Consider the following 17,395-nt stretch of genomic DNA (forward strand, 5'->3'; position numbering starts at 1 on the left):
AGTGTAAAGGCAGGAAGAAGTCAGGGCGATCGGCATTTTTGCTAGAGTTAACGAGTAGTGCGATTCCCTGCGGGATAGCTACGCTTCACGAACTTTTTCCCAGCATGAACAACATCCTAACTACCCCCGATGCCGTAACAACCCACTGGGATTGCCCCGAATGCGGCGGCACCGGTACCCTCAGCCCCGAAATTTGCCCTGTTTGCCTCGGAGCAAAATACATCGATCTCGCTACCATAACGAACTGGATGCTTGATTTTATGGAATCTCGCGGCTGCGATCGAGCTGAGATCGATCGATTGCGAACCGAAAACCCAGACCCGCTAACATTAACTTTTTGCCTCGAAGTTTGTATCGCCCTTAAATAAACAACGATATCAAGTCTGCTTAATTGCTTATAAATCATTTACGGGCATCGGGCATCGGGCATCGGGTATGGTCGGAAAAAAAACGCACTCTACAAGTTGATTTAACTGAAACAAAATAATGCCCAATGCCCTATTCCCAATGCCCTATTCCCAATATTCAGTGTCCCTTAACCGGATGTTGCCCGTAAAAAGGCAAAGCATCCGACCAATCAGGACGACTTCCCATTTGCCACTCCAAATAAGCCAATTCCAACACACTAGAAACCGACCAGCCCAACTCGCTGCCAACTTCAATTAACTGATAGGAACTTTCCCAACTTTCCAACTTTTCCTGCCAGGATTCCGCCGTCATTACGGTATCAGGAAACAACTCAGTTAAACCAGAATCTTTGTTAACTGAATAAACCGCCCCAAACAATTGACCCCGCTGTGCAGGCATTTGCAGCGCGATGCTCAAAAACCCCCCCTTAGCAAGGGGAGGTTCTGCACTCAAAAGCCCCCCCTTAGCAAGGGGGGGTTGGGGGGGTTCCGTATTCAAAAGCCCCCCCTTAGCAAGGGAAGGTTCCGTATTCAAAAGCCCCCCCTTAGCAAGGGGGGGTTGGGGGGGTGCCGCCCAAGCCACAGCCGCCAAAGTTGAAACCGCAAAAACAGGAATATCCAACTGTTGAGCCAAAGTCCGCGCCGTCACCATACCCATCCGAGTCCCCGTGAAACCTCCGGGTCCCTTCGCCACTGCAATAAAAGCCAAATCCGCCCAAGTTTGCGGTTGAATAAACTCGACTAAATACTGATGCAAATGAGTCGCTAAATCCCGATCCAAATTCCAAGTTTGGCAGCGAGAATCCCCGGCAAAATTGCTGATGGCTAAACCGAGCTCGCGACTAGCTGTGTGCAGGGCTAAGCCGTATTTTTTAACAGATGTTCCGTCTTGGGGATTGCTATTCACGATTATTGATAATTTTCCTTAACAAAAAACAGCGGCAAAGCCACAACTAAACAACCCAAAAGAATGCCAAATATTCCCGTATTTAAAATCCTGGAATTCCCCATCCCCCCAGTCATCAAAAACAGCACTACTAAACTTGCAAATAAATTTTTGTTAGCAAATTCTTTGTGTTGGGAAACTTGATGCTTGACCGTCATAAAACCAGAAGAAACTATTAGCGCGAACCACGAATTAAAAATGACTATTTGAGAGCCAAAGATAAACCAAACTAAGGCAAACATTAACGCATCTATCCAAAAATCCTGAGTTTTCAACTTCGGCAGCCAAAATTCTTGGGTAGCAACAGGGGCGATTTTCTTGAGTAATTGATTGTGTTGCAGCCGCACGAGTTTGTTTCTCAATTGAATCTTGGGATCGATTTGCAATATTTGCTTCCACTCCGGGCGGCGAGAATTGTTGACTCTTCCCAACAGCTTCACGGCTGCGACTTTATTTAACTGCAAATCGGTGAGTCGGGTGGCAATTATTTGAGATAAGTGCGGATAGTAAACGGGGTTGTCTTCGGTTCTGTTGATGACGATATTGAGCTGTTGCTTGGCTTGACTGACTTGGATTGTAACATTGTACGGGGCGAGATCCTCTTGCAAAGCTTGCTGAATTTCGGCTTGCTCTTGGCGAGTGAAAAGCGAGACACCGGGCGCAGGTGTAACCACCCGTTCTGCGGGCGTTTCCGGCGCGTCTAGCACCGGCTGTGCGTCTAAATACACCGGTTTGGGGTTCAAGTGCCGGATGACTGCTGATGCTGAACTGTAGCGCCGGTTGGTGGCACTTTGAAGCATGGTATCGAGGATGCGGCCGAAATCATCGCTAACAGCAGTCTTCAAATAATTTCGCCAAGCCCAAGAATCCTCTGTACTGTCGAACAAATCGAAGGGAGGAATTTCTGTCAGCAAGTGAATGCAAGTAACGCCCAAACTGTAGATATCGCTGGCAAAAACGGCTTTTCCCATCAATTGTTCTGGGGCTGTATAAGCAGCACTGCCGATGATTGTACCAGTTTGCGGCAATCCGGTTGCTGTTACTTTCTTAGCTGCCCCAAAGTCTACTAAAACAATATCTTTTTGGAAAGGAGAGGGTTGATAGGAATTTTCTAAGGCGGGTAAAGGGGCTGGAGATAGTCGGCGGCGAATGATATTTTCTGGTTTGATATCGCGGTGAATGACTTTGGATTTGTGGACGAAGTGGAGCACTGGCAATAAATCGTTGAGGATTTGCCGAATTTGAGTTTCGGTGAAGGCTCCTTTTTGTTCTAATTCTCTGGCTAGGTTTTTGCCGTCTATAAATTCTTGTACTAAATACTGTCTCCCGTCTTGTTCAAAATGCGCAATTAATTCGGGAATCTGGGGATGTTTGCCCAATATTTCTAGCTGGGCTGCTTCTTGGTGAAATAGTTGAGCGGCTTTTTCGGCTGCGGTATTTTGCTGCTGCAAAAATTGCTTGATTACGCACTGCGAAAAAATCTGGGGTTTGCTTTCATCTACTGCTAGAAAGGTTCTGCCGAAGCCTCCTTGCCCGATCGGCTTTATGGTTCGGTAGCGAGATGCTGAGGGCGTTTCTGAGTCAAGAGTTAACAACAATTTTGAGCCGCAACTTTGGCACAATTCTGCATCCCCTTGGTTTTGCGGATTCTGACAAGTTGGGTTTAAGCAATAGCACATTGGATTTTAGATTTTAGATTTTAGATTTTAGATTTGTAATTGGGCATCGGGCATCGGGCATCGGGCATTGGGAATCGGGCATTGGGAATGGGTTATTGGTTATTGGTTATTATTACCAACAAATAGCAACCAACAACCAACAACCAACAAATAACTAATGACTACTGACTACTGACTAATGACTTCTTCCTTAAGTCGGGACGAGTTCGCCTGGCCGCAATTTTGCCCATTTGCCGGTCTCTTGCTTGAAACTTTGACAGCCAACTACATCCCATTCCATTTCAATTTCGTCTTGGCGGGGACGGATGTTGACGTTGATGGTGGGTTCTACGGGGTCGAAATCGGGTGTTTCGGTGAGGTGAAGCTGTTCGTGCTGTCCTTCTACGGCGTGGTAGGTGAAGCAGCGGTCTACATAGTGGCAGTTAATACAAATACACATTCTTGATATCCTCTGTGCATTTCAAAAAGATTGGTGAAATTTGAGCTTTCTGTTAATCTAGCGTAGCAAGAGCTTTATTGTTTGTAAGTTTATTTATTTTTGTTGCGATGTCGAATAGTTTGCCACCTCCATTATCTCCTGATTCTTGGCCGTTTGATTTGGAACTGTTGACTGCGCCTGCTTATCTGGTGGGCGGTGCAGTGCGGGATGCGCTGCTGGGGAGGCGATCGCACTATTTTGATTTGGATTTTGTCATGCTAACACGGGCCGTGAAGACTGCTCGAAAAATTGCCGATCGCACGAATGGTGGATTTGTCTTGTTGGATGCGGAACGCCAAATTGCGCGGGTTGTATTTGCGGGCGGTACGGTGGATTTGGCGCAGGCGGAAGGGGGGAGTCTGGATGGGGATTTGCGACGCCGGGATTTTCGGATAAATGCGATCGCCTGCAATCCTTTTACAGGAGAAATCATCGATCCTTTGGACGGTCAAACTGATTTGCGGTTGGGTTTGCTGCGGATGATTTCGCGGTCTAATTTGGAGGACGATCCGCTGAGGTTATTAAGAGCTTACCGCCAAGCGGCGCAGTTAGGTTTTGCGATCGAACCTGAAACTCAATCGGCGATTCGGGAATTAGCACCGCTGTTGAGTCGGGTAGCGGTGGAACGGGTGCGGACGGAATTGGGTTATTTGTTGAGCAATCCAGAGGGTGTTCCTTGGATTTGTCGCGGTTGCGAAGATGGTTTGTTTTCGATTTGGTTTGAAAGTGCGATCGACCGTTTTGATATTTTGACAAAAATTGATGCGTCTGCTGACAAATTAGCGGCAATTTATCCAGATTTGGGGAAGGAATTCGGGCGTCAGATTCGAGATACGATTAAAACGCCTTTGTTAGCTGTCGCGAAGTTGGCTATTTTGGCAGATTCCGACCCGACAATTGCTGAAACCCAGTTGCAGCGGTTGAAGTACAGCAATGCGGAGATTAAAAGTGCGATCGGGCTTTTGAAATACTTGCCCAAATTGCAAGCAAAACCTATCGCGGAAATGTCTTTGCGAGAACAGTATTTTTTGTTTCGGGATGTAGGAATAGTATTTCCAGTTTTAGCGGTTTTGGCGGTGGCGGCGGGAGTTGCGATTGATGAAATTTCACTGTTAATTAATCGCTATCTGGATGCTGATGATATTATTGCTCATCCCACACAATTAGTTAGCGGCAATGATTTAATGGAATATTTAAATTTGCCCAGAAGTCCGCGCATCGGTCAATTTTTAATGGAGATTCAATTAGCGCGGGTGGAGGGGAGAATTGCGACTCGCGAAGATGCGCTGAAATTTGCGGCAGAGTTGGTTGATAACTAAAAGATAGATCTCTAAATTATCAGCTTCTTTTGAATTTTTCAGTAGCTGCTGCATTCAGTATATCGTCTTTTATATCTCGCATCATTTCAATGATTTTATCATAAATCTTAAGATATTCATTAAAATTCATACTTAAATATTTCCCGTGAGCTATGCTATTTCGGAATTGAAGTAGCTCTCGATCTATCAAGGTTTCTTTAAGCTGATATTTTTTATAATCAATCCCAATAACAGTACAAATATCGCGAAAAACAAAAAAACTCAAGTTTGATTTTGTTTGAATTATTCCTTCATAGGGAATATAAGCCCTTTCATTTAACTGCTCTAACATAAAATCAACGGCTGCTGTTTGCAGGTCAAATCTATTAGTATTATCCATTTCATTAATTTTCTTTTTGAGACAAAGAGCCACAAAGCATGACTCAAGTTCATCGTGCCTCAATCTTTTTAATGATACATAATTTAAATAATTCTCTGCCGCACACTTGACAAAACCTTCCCAATGAGCGTATAACATTGTGACACCGGCTCTGATTAGTACATCTTGTAAAGGATCTCTGTTAGGTGTATTGGGAATTTTACTTTTAAGTAGGCTAAGTTCCTTGATTCTCCAGGCAAAATCTCGATCTATGTTATCCTGAAGATCGAGAAGAGTTCTATTTTTTTTACTCATTTCTTGCTAAAGTACGCGATCCCAAACTGACGCATTTTAGGAATTCTAACGCGCGCATTGGAACCAGAGCCGCTGTAAGTAGTAAAATCACTTTCTGACCACATCTGCTTTACTTTTTCAGTTAACAATTCTAGGTCAGACTCCGTGTCTGAATAACTATCAACGTTTGCACCTAATCCAATGGTAACTGCTTCATACGCAGATTCCAGAAACTTTCCCTTAAACTTTTCCCCGTCATATTTTTTGAAACTACTCTCTCCAGTCGATTTGCTCAGAAGCGAGAATAGTTGGTAAAATTTTCGTTTTTCTGATTCAAAATCAAAGTCATTGTTTTTACATAACTTCACCAAACAGTCAGTTAAATACTGATTCACATCTTTCATATCTTTTAAGTCAAAGTGCGAACAGATTACATACCTTAAGGCAAGTTCCATATCGTAACGCTCTTGCACAAGCCTCTCTGTTATGGAAATACAGTTTTGGAAATCTTCATTACTTGCTAAATCAGATAACCACAAATAAACATCTTTGTTAATCATTACCAACAAAGAATTGCGAACCTCTTGATACGACAAAAAGGAACCGCCTGTATTCAGCCTTTCAAATACTTCAAACTTGGCATTAATATCTGAGCTTTTTTGAATAATTTCTACTTTGATTTTAGCTCTTCGGAAATCAAATTTAGGAAAAATCGCAGTATTATTGCGTTCCTCAGTTTCCCATACCGCATCTTTTAAACTGGGAAGCAGTTCCGTCCCTTCAAGAACCAAGGGCGGTTTTTCATGTCCTTTTTCATCTTTTAGATAACCCATAAATTCTAAAATAGTTGATATTCTTTGCAATCCATCTACTAACTCCCAGATACCATCTTCTCTTTGATATACAAAAATAGGAGGGGTGGGTATACCAAGCAATAAAGATTCAATAAATTTTGACTTTTGTTGTAAGCTCCATCTAAAATATCTTTGAAATTCTGGATCGATGATGAGTTCGCCATCTTTATAAAGATTAGCGATTTCCCCAATAGACATAGAATAACTCTCTGTGCGAAATTCTTTAGTTTTTGTGGTAATTTCTTCTTGCAAGCTCATACTATTTTCCCTCCTTAGCTAATCAAGCTATTAATAATGAGATTCTCAGTTGAAAGGTGACATATCTAATTATAATTGATTTCCATCGCACCTAACAATGCTCTTTCAGGACGCTCGCCACCGCAACTCACAGTCAGTGCAACAATTTTAGCATCGATCGCCTGCGTTTTCCTCACAGCGATCGCGGTTCCCGCATTTACATCGCCAGGGGGAAAACAAGCCAAACTCAACATTTATCAAATTATGTTAGGTAATATCTTTTAATTCTTCCGGCAATTCAAACTTGCCATCTGCACCCGGTTCAAACTCAACAGCTTTCAACACAGCATCAACATTCAGCGGCCCGTAAATGTGCGGGTAATTCTCACCCGCAGCCAATTCATACTTAATTTCAGATTCTACTTTTCCCGAGTCAATCGAAAGCAACAGCAATCCTGTTTGTCCCACAAAAAATTTATTAGCAGATTTAAGAACTTGCGGCAGAGTCGAACAGTGGATAAATCCTTCAGAATCTAGCGTATCGCCGCGATAGGATTGAACTTGTTTTGCTTGTTCCCACTGTTGGCTGCAGGTGATGTGAAAAATAACGCTCATAGTTAGATAGGTTTTAGGTTTAATTGACAATTGGCAGCAAAATTTGAGAGGGACAATTCCCGCCACAACTTACTGTCAGCGTGATAATTTTAGCATCGATCGCCCGCGCTTCACCGTCCGGCGCACCCGTTCCCGGATTCACGCCGTAAGCGGGAAAACAAGCCGCACTCAAACTCAGACGCAACGCATTACCTTTGGCAATTTGCATACAAGTTGCTTGCAGCACAATTCTCACAGGTGTTTCACCTGAATTAACCCGCACGTACCCTTGAGTAAAATTGTATACGCTGCCGCTATCTTTGACCTCAGAAAGTATCGCACACAAATCAAAACTCGGCGCATCTGCTGTACAAAATACTTCGACAATTATATCTCCAGCTAAGTGCAAATCTGCCGTTAGCGGTGCCGAAGTGTATGTTAAAACATCGGTGCGGCAGTCAATAGCCGATCGCTCCATCGCGCCTGCAGGAAATGCAGCGTGACCTCCCAAGGATGGCACCGGCCGCCAAGGGTCATGTACGAATATATCATCAGTGCAAACATCCGGGCAACAATCTGTTAAAATACCCGCATCTTCTCTCATCGCGGCAAGTCCGGTACTTGCTAAAAAATAAGATTTATGATAATTATTAGGCCATTTATCAAATTTCCGCCAATCATTCCTCCCCATCTCAAATAGCGAAATCTGCCGCTCGTCTAATATTCCTGTATCAACTCCTTTGAGGAAGCGATCGAACCAGCGAATTTGCAGCTCATCCACAGGATTTGAAGCTGCAAAACCATAATCCAACGCTCCAACTTTTCGCCCCCAAGGTAAATGCGCCCAAGGGCCAATTATCAAATGCTGCGGACAGGAACTCCGGCTCGCCATTTCCTTGTAAAGATGGATTGTTCCCCGCAAATAAGTATCAAACCAACCGCCAACGTGCAGCATTGGCAAGTCTAAATCTTTGATGTTTGGCGATAACTTTTCCCAATACTCGCTCGGTCGATAATTATCCAACCAATCGTGATAATATGAGTCTGGGGCAAGATTTTTAATAATCTCAGGACGCGCCGGCACGGTATCGTATAGCGGGAGATTTCTCGAAGCTGCATACAAGGCTTGATAGGCAGAAATATCGGCTTTTAAGCGAGCGGTTTCTGCGGCTAGCTGAATTGCCCAGCCGAGATTTGATTGCAGACAAAACGCGCCGCCTTCATAGGTCCAATCTGCGTATAAATTGCACCCTACCATTGCCGGACAAATTGTGATTAAAGCGCTCGGTTTAGCAGCAGCAGTGTAGAGTTGAGTCATGCCTTGGTAGGAAAAACCGTACATTCCGACTTTGCCGTTACTTCCAGGCAAATTAGCTGCCCAATTGACGCTATCAAAACCGTCTTGTGTTTCGCTAACAAATAGGTTGAATTCGCCTTCGGAAGTGCCGCGTCCCCGCACGTCTTGGATGACAACGATGTAGCCGTGTTTGGCGTACCATGCGGGATGGGAATATACTAATGTAGAGGCGATCGCCCTTCCGTAAGGTTGCCGCATTAATAATACTGGAAATTCGCCCTCCGCATCGGGGCGGTAGATGTCAGCATCTAAACGCACGCCATCTTTAGTTAGCATTGACGCTGTTTCTTTCGGGCAAAGTTTCAGCATAAATTCTAAAAAACATCAAATAAAAAAGTTCGTAGTAAGGGCTTTAGTGCTTTTTCTAAAGAATCAAGTCCTTACTACAAACCTAGCACGGTACGAGTACATCCGATCGCCCGAGAACTCTCATATCTTCTTCATCGAGTTCGACTGGTGTACCGCTGCGAATTAGTTCCACAAAATCCTCATTCGGCACCATGATGCACAAAGCGTACAAACGTTCACTGCCCGTATTCTCAATTACGTGAGTGCCCGTTGGAGGCACTAACAAACTATCTCCCGGTTGAATACTAACTGTTTTGCCGTCGCAGGTTGCTTGCCCTCTTCCTTTAAGTACAAAAAACATTTCTACTGCGAATTGATGGCGGTTGGGAGGAGTTTTGCCACCCGCATCGAAAATCTCCACACAAACAGTTAATGAAACATTAGCTGTTACCGGATCGAAGACGATCGCTAATCTATTAGTATCGCCCGGACTGATGCGAAATGCTTGGTAGTCTTTCGGAGACTTTATAACAGGAATCATGCACTGGTTTGTCATTTTTTTATTGTTAGTTGTCAGTGGTTATGTTTCTGCTGTCATTAGTGGTAAATCCAGAGTCATTAGTCCGCCGCTCAACCTCCAAAGTTTATGGATTTCACAGGAGAGTTCGCTGTCCGAGCAGGAAACGAGATATAGGCTTTGCTGTGCGGGACTCTCACACTCCTAAAAAACGCTTTTTACACTCCAGAGGGATGCTCCCCTGATGACTGCTATTTAATTGCTTCTAACATAGCCTGAGAATTCGACAAAAAGCCAAAACATTGTTTAACGTTATAAAGAGTAGCTTGCCAGCAATACTCGGGAGATGTCGTAGCTGTACAATCTTTGACTAAAATACAGTCGTAACCGAGGAAATTAGCATCTTGCAGGGTAGCCATGACGCACTGATCGGCGTTTACTCCTCCGAAGAAAAGTGTAGTTCTTCCGAGGTTCCGCAAGATACTATCTAAAGGAGTATCCCAAAAGCCGCTCATCCGATATTTATCAACGCAAATATCCTCGGGTTTCGGTTCCAATTCATCGACAACCTGTGCCGCCCAACTCCCTGCCATCAGTACAGGTGCGTTGTTTTTTGGCAGCGGATCTCCCAAACCTACGCCGTCGCCCGTGGGATTGTAAACGTGACGGGAAGCTGCACTAATATTGAGCAAATCGGGGCGGTTCCCCCAGTTTATCCAAATAATTGGCATGGCGTGCGATCGCAATTTTGGCAGCAAATTTATTAAAGGATTAATTGGAGTTCTCGCGGGCGTTACATCTACGCCAATATGCGCCAGCCAACCGTCGGGATGACAGAAATCATTTTGCATATCTATCACCAACATTGCAGCTTTTGCCAAGTCCACACGCAGGGTTTTAGTTTCTGTTTCCAGGGTAACAGGTTGAGGTGCGATCGGCGATCGGGTGATATCGGCAATTTTGGCATCAACTTTCCAAGCATTCGGCGGTACGCCCAAGGTGCGGAGAGAATCAGGATTCATAGGGAGTTTGACTCAAAAACAATTTCAATCTTATAACAATTTGATTGTTACTAACTTGTCATATCTTAAATCTTTACTATAATTAAGTATCCGGGGTAACTTTTTGATAAATTTTAGGATTTATTAAGTTTATTACAGTTTAGCGATCGCAAATGTTAGCGCCCTGCAATCATAAAATAAAAATCAATGCAAATTTACAAAAAGGGTAAATCTGTGAGCTTTATAATTGAAAATGCTTTAATTCCGGTTGATAGGGGTTATGAAACCACAGACGTGCAAGTGGTGGATAATTGCATAAGTGCGATTGAAGGATTGGTTATTTGAACCCCAGAACTTCCTTAGCGGACTGCGTTTAGCTGGACGATTGCGATATGGCGATTATGGCAGAAACTGGAGCGACAGTCGTACAAAATCCCCTCAGCAACTTGCGCCTGGGAAGCGAAATTGCACCGATTTTGAAATACAGTCAAGCGGGAGTCAACGTATCTTTTGGCTGCGACGGCGCTGCTAGCAATGACTCTCAAGATTTGCTGGAAGCGATTAAAATTGGTTCGATTTTGCACAAGATCACGGATTTGGATTACCGCCAATGGATTACACCGCGCCAGTCTGTAGAAATGGCATTCCTGGAAGGAGAAAAAGGCTTGAATGCAGCCGATGAAATGGGTTCGCTGACAGTGGGTAAAAAAGCAGATTTTGTGCTGTATGATTTAACCAGTTTATCATTGCTGCCGCGCACCGATCCGATTGGCTTGCTAATATTGGGGTGCCCGACTAATGCGGTAGACAGCGTTTGGGTCAACGGCAAGCAAATTGTAGCCGAAGGTAAGGTGAAAACGATCGATGTTAATGCTTTGAGGCGAGAATTATTGGATCGCAGCGAGTGGACGAGCAAGCGTCAATCGCAAACGGTGAACGAGATTGAAGCGCACTACCGCCAAGTGATGAAACTGCAAGGTTACTCTTAAAAGCTATCCTCTCTATTCCTAAAAAGAGTTAACCAACTGTTTATAGTAAGGACTTTAATCCTTACTATATTAAACTCTCAAAAACTTTAGTCCCCAGTCGCGAAACTAAAAACAAAGAGGTAAAAACGTGATACCACACCACCCAAAATATCAACCAAAGAGAACTGTTGTGTCATGGAAAACCAGGATTGTTACTGCAGCCATCATTACATTAGCAATTTTCGCAGAATTAGCGCCGTCACTGAAAATTAACCCCATCAACCTCGCAAATCCTCCTCACTCAAAAGCTGCAGCTATGACACCCCCTAACAATCCGAGCAATGTAGACGCCAGACTTGTTGCAGCTAATACCAAATTTGGCTTTAACTTGTTCAACTCCCTCACCAAACAACAGCCGAATCAAAATATCTTTATTTCCCCTACTTCGATCGCCCTCGCACTATCAATGGCATACAACGGAGTTAGCGGAGAAACCAAACAAGAAATGACAAAAGTTCTCGAATTAACGGGAATGACTCCGCAAGAAATCAACGCAGCAAATCAAGCTTTGCAAAATAGTTTGCAGAAAGTTGACCCCAATGTCCAAGTATCAATTGCCAACTCGCTTTGGGCGAAACAAGGCTTCTCCTTAAAACCTGAATTTCTGCAAATAAATCAACACTACTACAATGCTAATCTTACCGAACTAGACTTTATGAATCCGCAAGCTCCCAGCATCATTAACAACTGGGTGAGCCAAAAAACTCAAGGAAAAATTGATAAAATAGTCGATCAAATTAGCTCGGAGCAAGTCTTGTTTTTGATTAATGCTATCTATTTCAAAGGCAACTGGAAAACCCCCTTTGATAAATTTCAAACTGCCAACAAAACTTTCTCTTGACCCGATTGCAGTTCAAAACAGCATCCGATGATGTCTCAGAAAGGCTTTTATTGGTACTACGAAACACACCAATTTCAAGCAGTCAGTTTACCTTACGGAAAAGAAGGCGCTCTGGCTATGTATATTTTTTTGCCCCAATCCAATAGCAATTTGGCAACTTTATTGCAGCAATTAACACCAGAAAACTGGGATAAATGGAGGCAAGAATTTAGCGAAAAAAAGGGTATAATTGAAATACCGCGCTTCAAGATAGATTATAAAGTTGAACTCAGCAACACACTCATACCTTTGGGAATGGCAGGAATTTTTGATATTTCAAAAGCTGACTTTTCTCCGATGACTGATGACAAAATAGCAGTAGATTCAGTACAACACAAAACATTTGTCGAAGTAAACGAAGAAGGTACAGAAGCAGCAGCAGTGACTTCCATCGGAACCAGAAGCTCGCCTTTTCAAATGAAAGTAAACCGTCCATTCTTTTGTGCCATTCGAGACAATACTACAGGAACAATATTATTTATGGGTACCATCGTTGACCCGAAATAATATCAAAAATAGTAGGTGCGTCAGGAAATGTTCGATCGACTTTTAATAAAATAACCCTAGCTGACACACCCTACCAAGCTAATTCAACGGTAAAATTGAAAAATCAAAATAATCATATTTGCGACAAATTGATGATTAAATTGCACAAATGGCAGCGGATACTGGCTTTAATAGTTGTTTTTACGATCGCCCTTACCTCCTCCGCCATATTATCCCCCCGTCTCTTGGCTCAAACCCCGCCCAAAACCCCAACAACCGAAGTACGCGGCGTCTGGCTGACGAACATTGACAGCGACGTTATCTTCTCGCGCAACAACATCATTGACGCTGTAAATCGACTGGATAAACTCAATTTCAATACCATCTATCCCACGGTTTGGCAAGGAGGCTATACGCTTTATCCCAGTGCAGCAGCCGAACGAGTATTCGGCCAGTCGATCGACCCATCGCCCGGATTGAAAGACCGAGACATCCTCAAAGAAATCATAGCACAATCCCGCCAAAAAGGTATAGCAGTAATCCCCTGGTTTGAGTTTGGTTTCATGGCTCCAGCCGAATCGGAATTAGCCACACTTCACCCCGACTGGCTGGCGCACCGGCGCGACGGTTCAACTATTTGGAAAGAAGGCCAACACGAGCGAGTTTGGCTGAATCCCTTTCATCCCGAAGTTCAGCAATTTATCTTAGATTTAATCCTAGAAATTGTCGATAATTATGATATAGATGGCATTCAATTTGACGACCATTTCGGCTTGCCAGTAGAATTTGGCTACGAGCCACTAACTGTGTTAATGTATCAGGAACAAATCAAAAGCCCTCCCTCCGACGACGCCCGCGAAACCTTCTGGGTGCGCTGGCGCGCTGACAAAATCAACGACTTCGTGGGGCGAGTTTCCCGGGCCATCAAATCCCGCAAAGAAAAATGTATTGTCAGCTTATCTCCGAACCCTTTTCACTTTGCTTTACCCGCCCACTTGCAGGACTGGTTTACCTGGGAAAGACGCGGCTACATCCAAGAAATTGTGTTGCAGGTTTATCGCAGCGATATCAAGCGTTTTAGTGCCGAACTGGAACGGGAAGAAGTCAAATTAGCTAAACTTCACATTCCAACTGCGATCGGCATTTTGACGGGTCTTAAAAATAATTCAGTCCCCCTCAAACAAATTCAAGAACAAGTGCAAGAAGTGCGAAAAAGAGATTTCGCGGGCGTGTCGTTCTTTTTCTACGAAAGTTTGTCGAATTGGGCTAGCGAAACCCCGGAACAGCGCAATTATGCCTTGCAAGAATTCTTTCCCACAAAGATGCAGCGCCCGCCATCCGAAGGCACAAGTTGAAACCCACGGTTAAAATGAGAAAAATCATACAGCGCTTAGGAATTGTCATCTTATCTTTGACTGCTTTCCTAACAATTGGCTATCTCACTCCTAGAAAGTGGGGAAATTACTCGCAAGCAGATTGCAGAATCTCTCTATACATTTCCAACCAAGGCATCCACACCGAAATCATTGTTCCAGTTAAAAATGAATATTTTGACTGGAATCAATTTTTACTGCTAACAGAAATAGGGCGGGATGCCACTTCTGATTATAAATATTTGTCTTTTGGCTGGGGAGATCGAGCTTTTATGTTGGAAACTCCCACATCAGGAAGTATCAACCCAGTTACAGCTTTCAAGGCGCTATTTCTCCCTACTCCGTCTACCGTACAGGTTCAAGGTTATCGGGTTTTTCCCCTAAATATTGAAACCAAATGTGTTAAGATTAGTGGGAAAAATTATCTGATGCTGGTAAATTTTATTAAAAATTCATTCCAATTAGATGCAGCAGGTAAGAAAATGAAAATTAGCTACGGCTACGGTAACAGCGACAGTTTTTATGAAGCAAAAGGCAGTTACTATATTTTAAGAACTTGCAACGACTGGACGGCAGAAGCTTTGCAAAAAGCCGAGGTCAATACTCCTTTATGGTCAACGCTGTCTTCGGCGATTATGTTTCATTTAAATAGCGGTTGCGAATGTCAAGAATAAATGGTAATCGGTAATACCATTTTAGATTTTAGATTTTACATTTTAGAATTCGGAATGAATGATTGTGTATGAGTTGGGAGATTGCCTAAAGTTGCATTCTTTTTTTTAGCTGGTATAATTACCAATTTGAGGAAAAATCATGAATGTAATTCCAGCGCTCGACCTATTGGATGGAAAATGCGTCAGATTGTATCAGGGAGACTACGCGAAGTCTCAAACTTTTAACGACAACCCCGTCGAAGTTGCCAGACAGTGGGTAAATGAAGGCGCAACCATGCTGCATTTAGTAGACCTCGACGGCGCTAAAGCAGGTCATCCAGTCAACCAAGCAGCCATTGAAGCCATTGTCCGATCGGTAGACGTTCCCTGTCAAGTAGGTGGGGGAATGCGCGATCGCGCTTCTGTTGCTGCTATCCTCAATTTAGGCGTTCGGCGGGCGATTCTCGGCACTGTCGCCGTGGAACAACCGCAATTAGTCGGCGAATTGTGCGCCGAATTTCCCGGTCGAATTCTGGTTGGCATTGATGCCAGAAATGGTAAAGTTGCGACTAGAGGCTGGCTAGAAACTTCGGAAGTTTTAGCAACCGAATTGGCGCAACAAATGGCCGAGTTAGGGGCTGCTGAAATTATTTACACCGACATTCACCGCGACGGTACTATGGAAGGGCCGAATTTGGAATCTTTGCGCGAAATTGCTAATGCTATTTCGATTCCGGTGATTGCTTCCGGTGGCGTTAGTTCGATCGCAGATTTGTTGAGTTTGCTGGCTTTGGAACCAATTGGCGTCAAAAGTGCGATCGTCGGTAGGGCAATTTATACCGGCGATATCTTGCTAAAAGAAGCAATTCAAGCCGTAGGTCAAGGAAGGTGGCAGGATGTTCCCCCAGATTTGGGTTCTTCAAGTTTTGCTTGATCGTCATTCCGCAAGCTAATTATCACTTACCCCAGATTCCAGACAACTTCTGCAAAGTCTGGAATCTCACATAAATCAGCTTATAATTGTTCTGCTTACTATCACCTCACTCATGTTTGTAAATCATACAATTACAGCTTTAAGTTCTGGGATTGCCTCCCTAGTTGCTCCCATACCTTTGTTAGCAACAGTCGATCCCGAAAATTCGCCGATCGTCCTCAGCGGAGTTTTGCTCAGTTTGGTAGTGATTTATATCGCCAGTAAAATCGGCGCGGAAGTGGCTCTAAAATTTGATTTTCCCCCGGTTTTGGGTGAACTTGTAGCAGGGGTGATTATTGGAATATCTGCTTTACACTTGATTGTTTTTCCCGGAAGCGGGCTGTCAGCATCCAACTCAGGGATTATGACAGTTCTGCAATCGATTAATCATCTGTCTCCCGCCGCCCTCACCAGTGTCTTTGAATCGCAGAGTGAAATCATTGCAGTGCTAGCTGAATTAGGCGTGATTATTCTGCTGTTTGAAATTGGCTTAGAGTCGGATCTCAAACAACTCAAGCAAGTCGGAATTCAAGCTACCGTTGTCGCCTGCGTAGGTGTGGCAGTTCCCTTTGCTGCTGGTACTGCGGGCTTGATGATAATTTTCCACACGGCGGCAATTCCAGCAATTTTTGCGGGGGCAGCTTTGACGGCAACCAGCATTGGAATTACATCTAAAGTGTTGTCTGATTTAGGACAACTCAACTCTAAAGAAGGTCAAATCATTGTTGGTGCGGCGGTGATTGATGATGTGCTAGGAATTATTGTCTTGGCTGTTGTCGCCAGTTTAGCCAAAACTGGTGAGATTGATGTTATTAATGTCATCTATTTGATAGTCAGTGCAACTGTGTTTCTTTTGGGCTCAATTCTGTTGGGCGGTGTGTTTAACAAAAGCTTTAGTGCGGTGGTAGACACACTCAAAACTCGCGGCAATATAGTCATCCCGGCGTTTATCTTTGCTTTCTTCATGGCTTTTCTGGGCAATGCAATTCATCTCGAAGCGATTTTGGGGGCCTTTGCGGCTGGCTTGGTGTTGGATAAAAGCGATGTCCAAAACAAGTTGGTTGAATTGGTGAAGCCGATCGCCGATTTGCTTGTGCCCATCTTTTTTGTGACGGTGGGAGCGCGGGCCGATTTGGGGGTGTTGAACCCAACAGTACCGGATAATCGGGCGGGACTTTTGATTGCCACTTTCTTGATTGTCGTTGCTATTTTTGGCAAGATCGTAACAGGTTGGGTGGTGTTTGGTCAGCCTGGAATCAATCGATTGGCGATCGGAGTGGGGATGATTCCTCGGGGCGAAGTCGGCTTAGTGTTTGCCGGCATCGGTTCGGCGAGTGGGGTTTTGGATAAACCGTTAGAAGTCTCGATTATTATCATGGTGATTCTGACGACTTTTTTGGCTCCGCCATTTCTGCGGATTGCCTTTGGCGATACGGTAGAGCCTCCTGCTAGTGGGGAACTTTCTAGCGAGAAAATCGTTTGATATCAATTCCGGTTACACCGGAATGATCGGGAGTGGGGAGTGGGGAGTCGGGAGTCGGGGAAGGGGGAATTATTGACCTTGACTCGATCGTGCCCATCCAACCGGAAACGATATGATTGAGGGAATTTGAGTCGGGACGATCGACTGATTTAGAAACAAAGGTCGATCGTCCCAATTTATCTAGCCGTAA

General features: G+C 44.1%; 17 protein-coding genes and 1 pseudogene. 8 read left to right on the forward strand and 10 right to left on the reverse strand.

Annotation, left to right across the window (positions count from 1 at the left end; genetic code table 11):
* The first annotated feature begins 38 nt into the window (after positions 1 to 38).
* Positions 39 to 368 carry a hypothetical protein gene (locus tag QUA78_RS00960; RefSeq protein WP_333398506.1) on the forward strand — a complete coding sequence of 110 codons (330 nt, stop codon included), beginning with the start codon at positions 39 to 41 and terminating at the stop codon, positions 366 to 368.
* Positions 369 to 525: 157 nt separating this feature from the next.
* Here QUA78_RS00960 and tsaB read toward each other — a convergent pair whose 3' ends face one another.
* From tsaB to QUA78_RS00975, 3 genes are all read right to left on the reverse strand, one after another.
* Positions 526 to 1,314 (reverse strand): tRNA (adenosine(37)-N6)-threonylcarbamoyltransferase complex dimerization subunit type 1 TsaB, encoded by a 789-nt coding sequence (gene tsaB / locus QUA78_RS00965; protein WP_333398507.1) that lies wholly within the window; start codon positions 1,312 to 1,314, stop codon positions 526 to 528.
* 2 nt (positions 1,315 to 1,316) lie between these two features.
* The gene (locus QUA78_RS00970; RefSeq protein WP_333300111.1) at positions 1,317 to 3,032 is read right to left on the reverse strand and encodes a serine/threonine-protein kinase; all 1,716 of its coding nucleotides are present in this window, start codon (positions 3,030 to 3,032) and stop codon (positions 1,317 to 1,319) included.
* Positions 3,033 to 3,222: 190 nt separating this feature from the next.
* Positions 3,223 to 3,471: a Ycf34 family protein gene (locus QUA78_RS00975; protein WP_333291180.1), complete on the reverse strand. Its 249-nt coding sequence runs from the start codon at positions 3,469 to 3,471 to the stop codon at positions 3,223 to 3,225.
* Between the two features lie 107 nt (positions 3,472 to 3,578).
* Between QUA78_RS00975 and QUA78_RS00980 the strand changes: the two genes are divergently transcribed.
* Entirely contained in the window at positions 3,579 to 4,829 is a 1,251-nt protein-coding gene (locus QUA78_RS00980; RefSeq protein WP_333300112.1) for a CCA tRNA nucleotidyltransferase, read from the forward strand.
* A 19-nt stretch (positions 4,830 to 4,848) separates the two neighbouring features.
* On the opposite strand, the gene QUA78_RS00985 is transcribed toward QUA78_RS00980, so the two are convergent.
* The 7 genes from QUA78_RS00985 to QUA78_RS01015 all read right to left on the reverse strand — a co-directional run bounded on the left by QUA78_RS00985 (position 4,849) and on the right by QUA78_RS01015 (position 10,350).
* Positions 4,849 to 5,502 carry an MAE_28990/MAE_18760 family HEPN-like nuclease gene (locus QUA78_RS00985; protein ID WP_333300113.1) on the reverse strand — a complete coding sequence of 218 codons (654 nt, stop codon included), beginning with the start codon at positions 5,500 to 5,502 and terminating at the stop codon, positions 4,849 to 4,851.
* Entirely contained in the window at positions 5,499 to 6,593 is a 1,095-nt protein-coding gene (locus QUA78_RS00990; protein ID WP_333300114.1) for a DUF262 domain-containing protein, read from the reverse strand. The genes QUA78_RS00985 and QUA78_RS00990 overlap by 4 nt, the downstream gene beginning before the upstream one ends.
* Before the next feature lie 65 nt (positions 6,594 to 6,658).
* A complete protein-coding gene (locus tag QUA78_RS00995) occupies positions 6,659 to 6,826 on the reverse strand; it encodes a hypothetical protein (RefSeq protein WP_333300115.1) in 168 nt (55 codons plus the stop codon).
* 13 nt (positions 6,827 to 6,839) lie between these two features.
* Positions 6,840 to 7,187, reverse strand: coding sequence for a DUF952 domain-containing protein (locus tag QUA78_RS01000; protein WP_333300116.1), 348 nt, complete (start codon positions 7,185 to 7,187; stop codon positions 6,840 to 6,842).
* 19 nt (positions 7,188 to 7,206) lie between these two features.
* Positions 7,207 to 8,799: a CocE/NonD family hydrolase gene (locus QUA78_RS01005; protein WP_333300117.1), complete on the reverse strand. Its 1,593-nt coding sequence runs from the start codon at positions 8,797 to 8,799 to the stop codon at positions 7,207 to 7,209.
* Between the two features lie 115 nt (positions 8,800 to 8,914).
* Positions 8,915 to 9,352, reverse strand: a complete 438-nt coding sequence (locus QUA78_RS01010) for a cupin domain-containing protein (RefSeq protein WP_333398508.1) — start codon at positions 9,350 to 9,352, stop codon at positions 8,915 to 8,917.
* Positions 9,353 to 9,579: 227 nt separating this feature from the next.
* Positions 9,580 to 10,350 carry a cysteine hydrolase family protein gene (locus tag QUA78_RS01015; RefSeq protein WP_333300119.1) on the reverse strand — a complete coding sequence of 257 codons (771 nt, stop codon included), beginning with the start codon at positions 10,348 to 10,350 and terminating at the stop codon, positions 9,580 to 9,582.
* 380 nt (positions 10,351 to 10,730) lie between these two features.
* Here QUA78_RS01015 and QUA78_RS01020 point away from each other — a divergent pair, with 380 nt between their 5' ends.
* The 6 genes and pseudogenes from QUA78_RS01020 to QUA78_RS01045 all read left to right on the forward strand — a co-directional run bounded on the left by QUA78_RS01020 (position 10,731) and on the right by QUA78_RS01045 (position 17,205).
* Positions 10,731 to 11,318 carry an amidohydrolase family protein gene (locus tag QUA78_RS01020; protein WP_333300120.1) on the forward strand — a complete coding sequence of 196 codons (588 nt, stop codon included), beginning with the start codon at positions 10,731 to 10,733 and terminating at the stop codon, positions 11,316 to 11,318.
* Between the two features lie 295 nt (positions 11,319 to 11,613).
* Positions 11,614 to 12,744: pseudogene (locus tag QUA78_RS01025) on the forward strand (serpin family protein).
* Between the two features lie 131 nt (positions 12,745 to 12,875).
* Positions 12,876 to 14,078 (forward strand): glycoside hydrolase family 10 protein, encoded by a 1,203-nt coding sequence (locus QUA78_RS01030; protein ID WP_333300121.1) that lies wholly within the window; start codon positions 12,876 to 12,878, stop codon positions 14,076 to 14,078.
* 14 nt (positions 14,079 to 14,092) lie between these two features.
* A complete protein-coding gene (locus QUA78_RS01035) occupies positions 14,093 to 14,770 on the forward strand; it encodes a TIGR02117 family protein (protein WP_333300122.1) in 678 nt (225 codons plus the stop codon).
* A gap of 139 nt (positions 14,771 to 14,909) precedes the next feature.
* Positions 14,910 to 15,683: a 1-(5-phosphoribosyl)-5-[(5-phosphoribosylamino)methylideneamino]imidazole-4-carboxamide isomerase gene (gene hisA / locus QUA78_RS01040; RefSeq protein WP_333300123.1), complete on the forward strand. Its 774-nt coding sequence runs from the start codon at positions 14,910 to 14,912 to the stop codon at positions 15,681 to 15,683.
* Positions 15,684 to 15,795: 112 nt separating this feature from the next.
* Complete coding sequence (locus tag QUA78_RS01045; RefSeq protein WP_333300124.1) at positions 15,796 to 17,205, forward strand: cation:proton antiporter; 1,410 nt, start codon at positions 15,796 to 15,798, stop codon at positions 17,203 to 17,205.
* The last annotated feature ends 190 nt before the right edge of the window (positions 17,206 to 17,395 follow it).

This window comes from Microcoleus sp. K4-B3, from assembly GCF_036704615.1.
In the GTDB taxonomy this organism is placed as follows: Bacteria; Cyanobacteriota; Cyanobacteriia; order Cyanobacteriales; family Microcoleaceae; genus Microcoleus.

Excerpts from the sequence above, each read along its gene's own strand:
- QUA78_RS00970 (WP_333300111.1), bottom strand. The coding sequence starts at position 3,032 with ATGTGCTATTGCTTAAACCCAACTTGTCAGAATCCGCAAAACCAAGGG.
- QUA78_RS00975 (WP_333291180.1), bottom strand. The coding sequence starts at position 3,471 with ATGTGTATTTGTATTAACTGCCACTATGTAGACCGCTGCTTCACCTAC.
- QUA78_RS00980 (WP_333300112.1), top strand. The coding sequence starts at position 3,579 with ATGTCGAATAGTTTGCCACCTCCATTATCTCCTGATTCTTGGCCGTTT.
- QUA78_RS00985 (WP_333300113.1), bottom strand. The coding sequence starts at position 5,502 with ATGAGTAAAAAAAATAGAACTCTTCTCGATCTTCAGGATAACATAGAT.
- QUA78_RS00990 (WP_333300114.1), bottom strand. The coding sequence starts at position 6,593 with ATGAGCTTGCAAGAAGAAATTACCACAAAAACTAAAGAATTTCGCACA.
- QUA78_RS00995 (WP_333300115.1), bottom strand. The coding sequence starts at position 6,826 with ATGTTGAGTTTGGCTTGTTTTCCCCCTGGCGATGTAAATGCGGGAACC.
- QUA78_RS01000 (WP_333300116.1), bottom strand. The coding sequence starts at position 7,187 with ATGAGCGTTATTTTTCACATCACCTGCAGCCAACAGTGGGAACAAGCA.
- QUA78_RS01005 (WP_333300117.1), bottom strand. The coding sequence starts at position 8,799 with ATGCTAACTAAAGATGGCGTGCGTTTAGATGCTGACATCTACCGCCCC.
- QUA78_RS01010 (WP_333398508.1), bottom strand. The coding sequence starts at position 9,352 with ATGATTCCTGTTATAAAGTCTCCGAAAGACTACCAAGCATTTCGCATC.
- QUA78_RS01015 (WP_333300119.1), bottom strand. The coding sequence starts at position 10,350 with ATGAATCCTGATTCTCTCCGCACCTTGGGCGTACCGCCGAATGCTTGG.
- QUA78_RS01020 (WP_333300120.1), top strand. The coding sequence starts at position 10,731 with ATGGCAGAAACTGGAGCGACAGTCGTACAAAATCCCCTCAGCAACTTG.
- QUA78_RS01030 (WP_333300121.1), top strand. The coding sequence starts at position 12,876 with ATGATTAAATTGCACAAATGGCAGCGGATACTGGCTTTAATAGTTGTT.
- QUA78_RS01035 (WP_333300122.1), top strand. The coding sequence starts at position 14,093 with ATGAGAAAAATCATACAGCGCTTAGGAATTGTCATCTTATCTTTGACT.
- hisA (WP_333300123.1), top strand. The coding sequence starts at position 14,910 with ATGAATGTAATTCCAGCGCTCGACCTATTGGATGGAAAATGCGTCAGA.
- QUA78_RS01045 (WP_333300124.1), top strand. The coding sequence starts at position 15,796 with ATGTTTGTAAATCATACAATTACAGCTTTAAGTTCTGGGATTGCCTCC.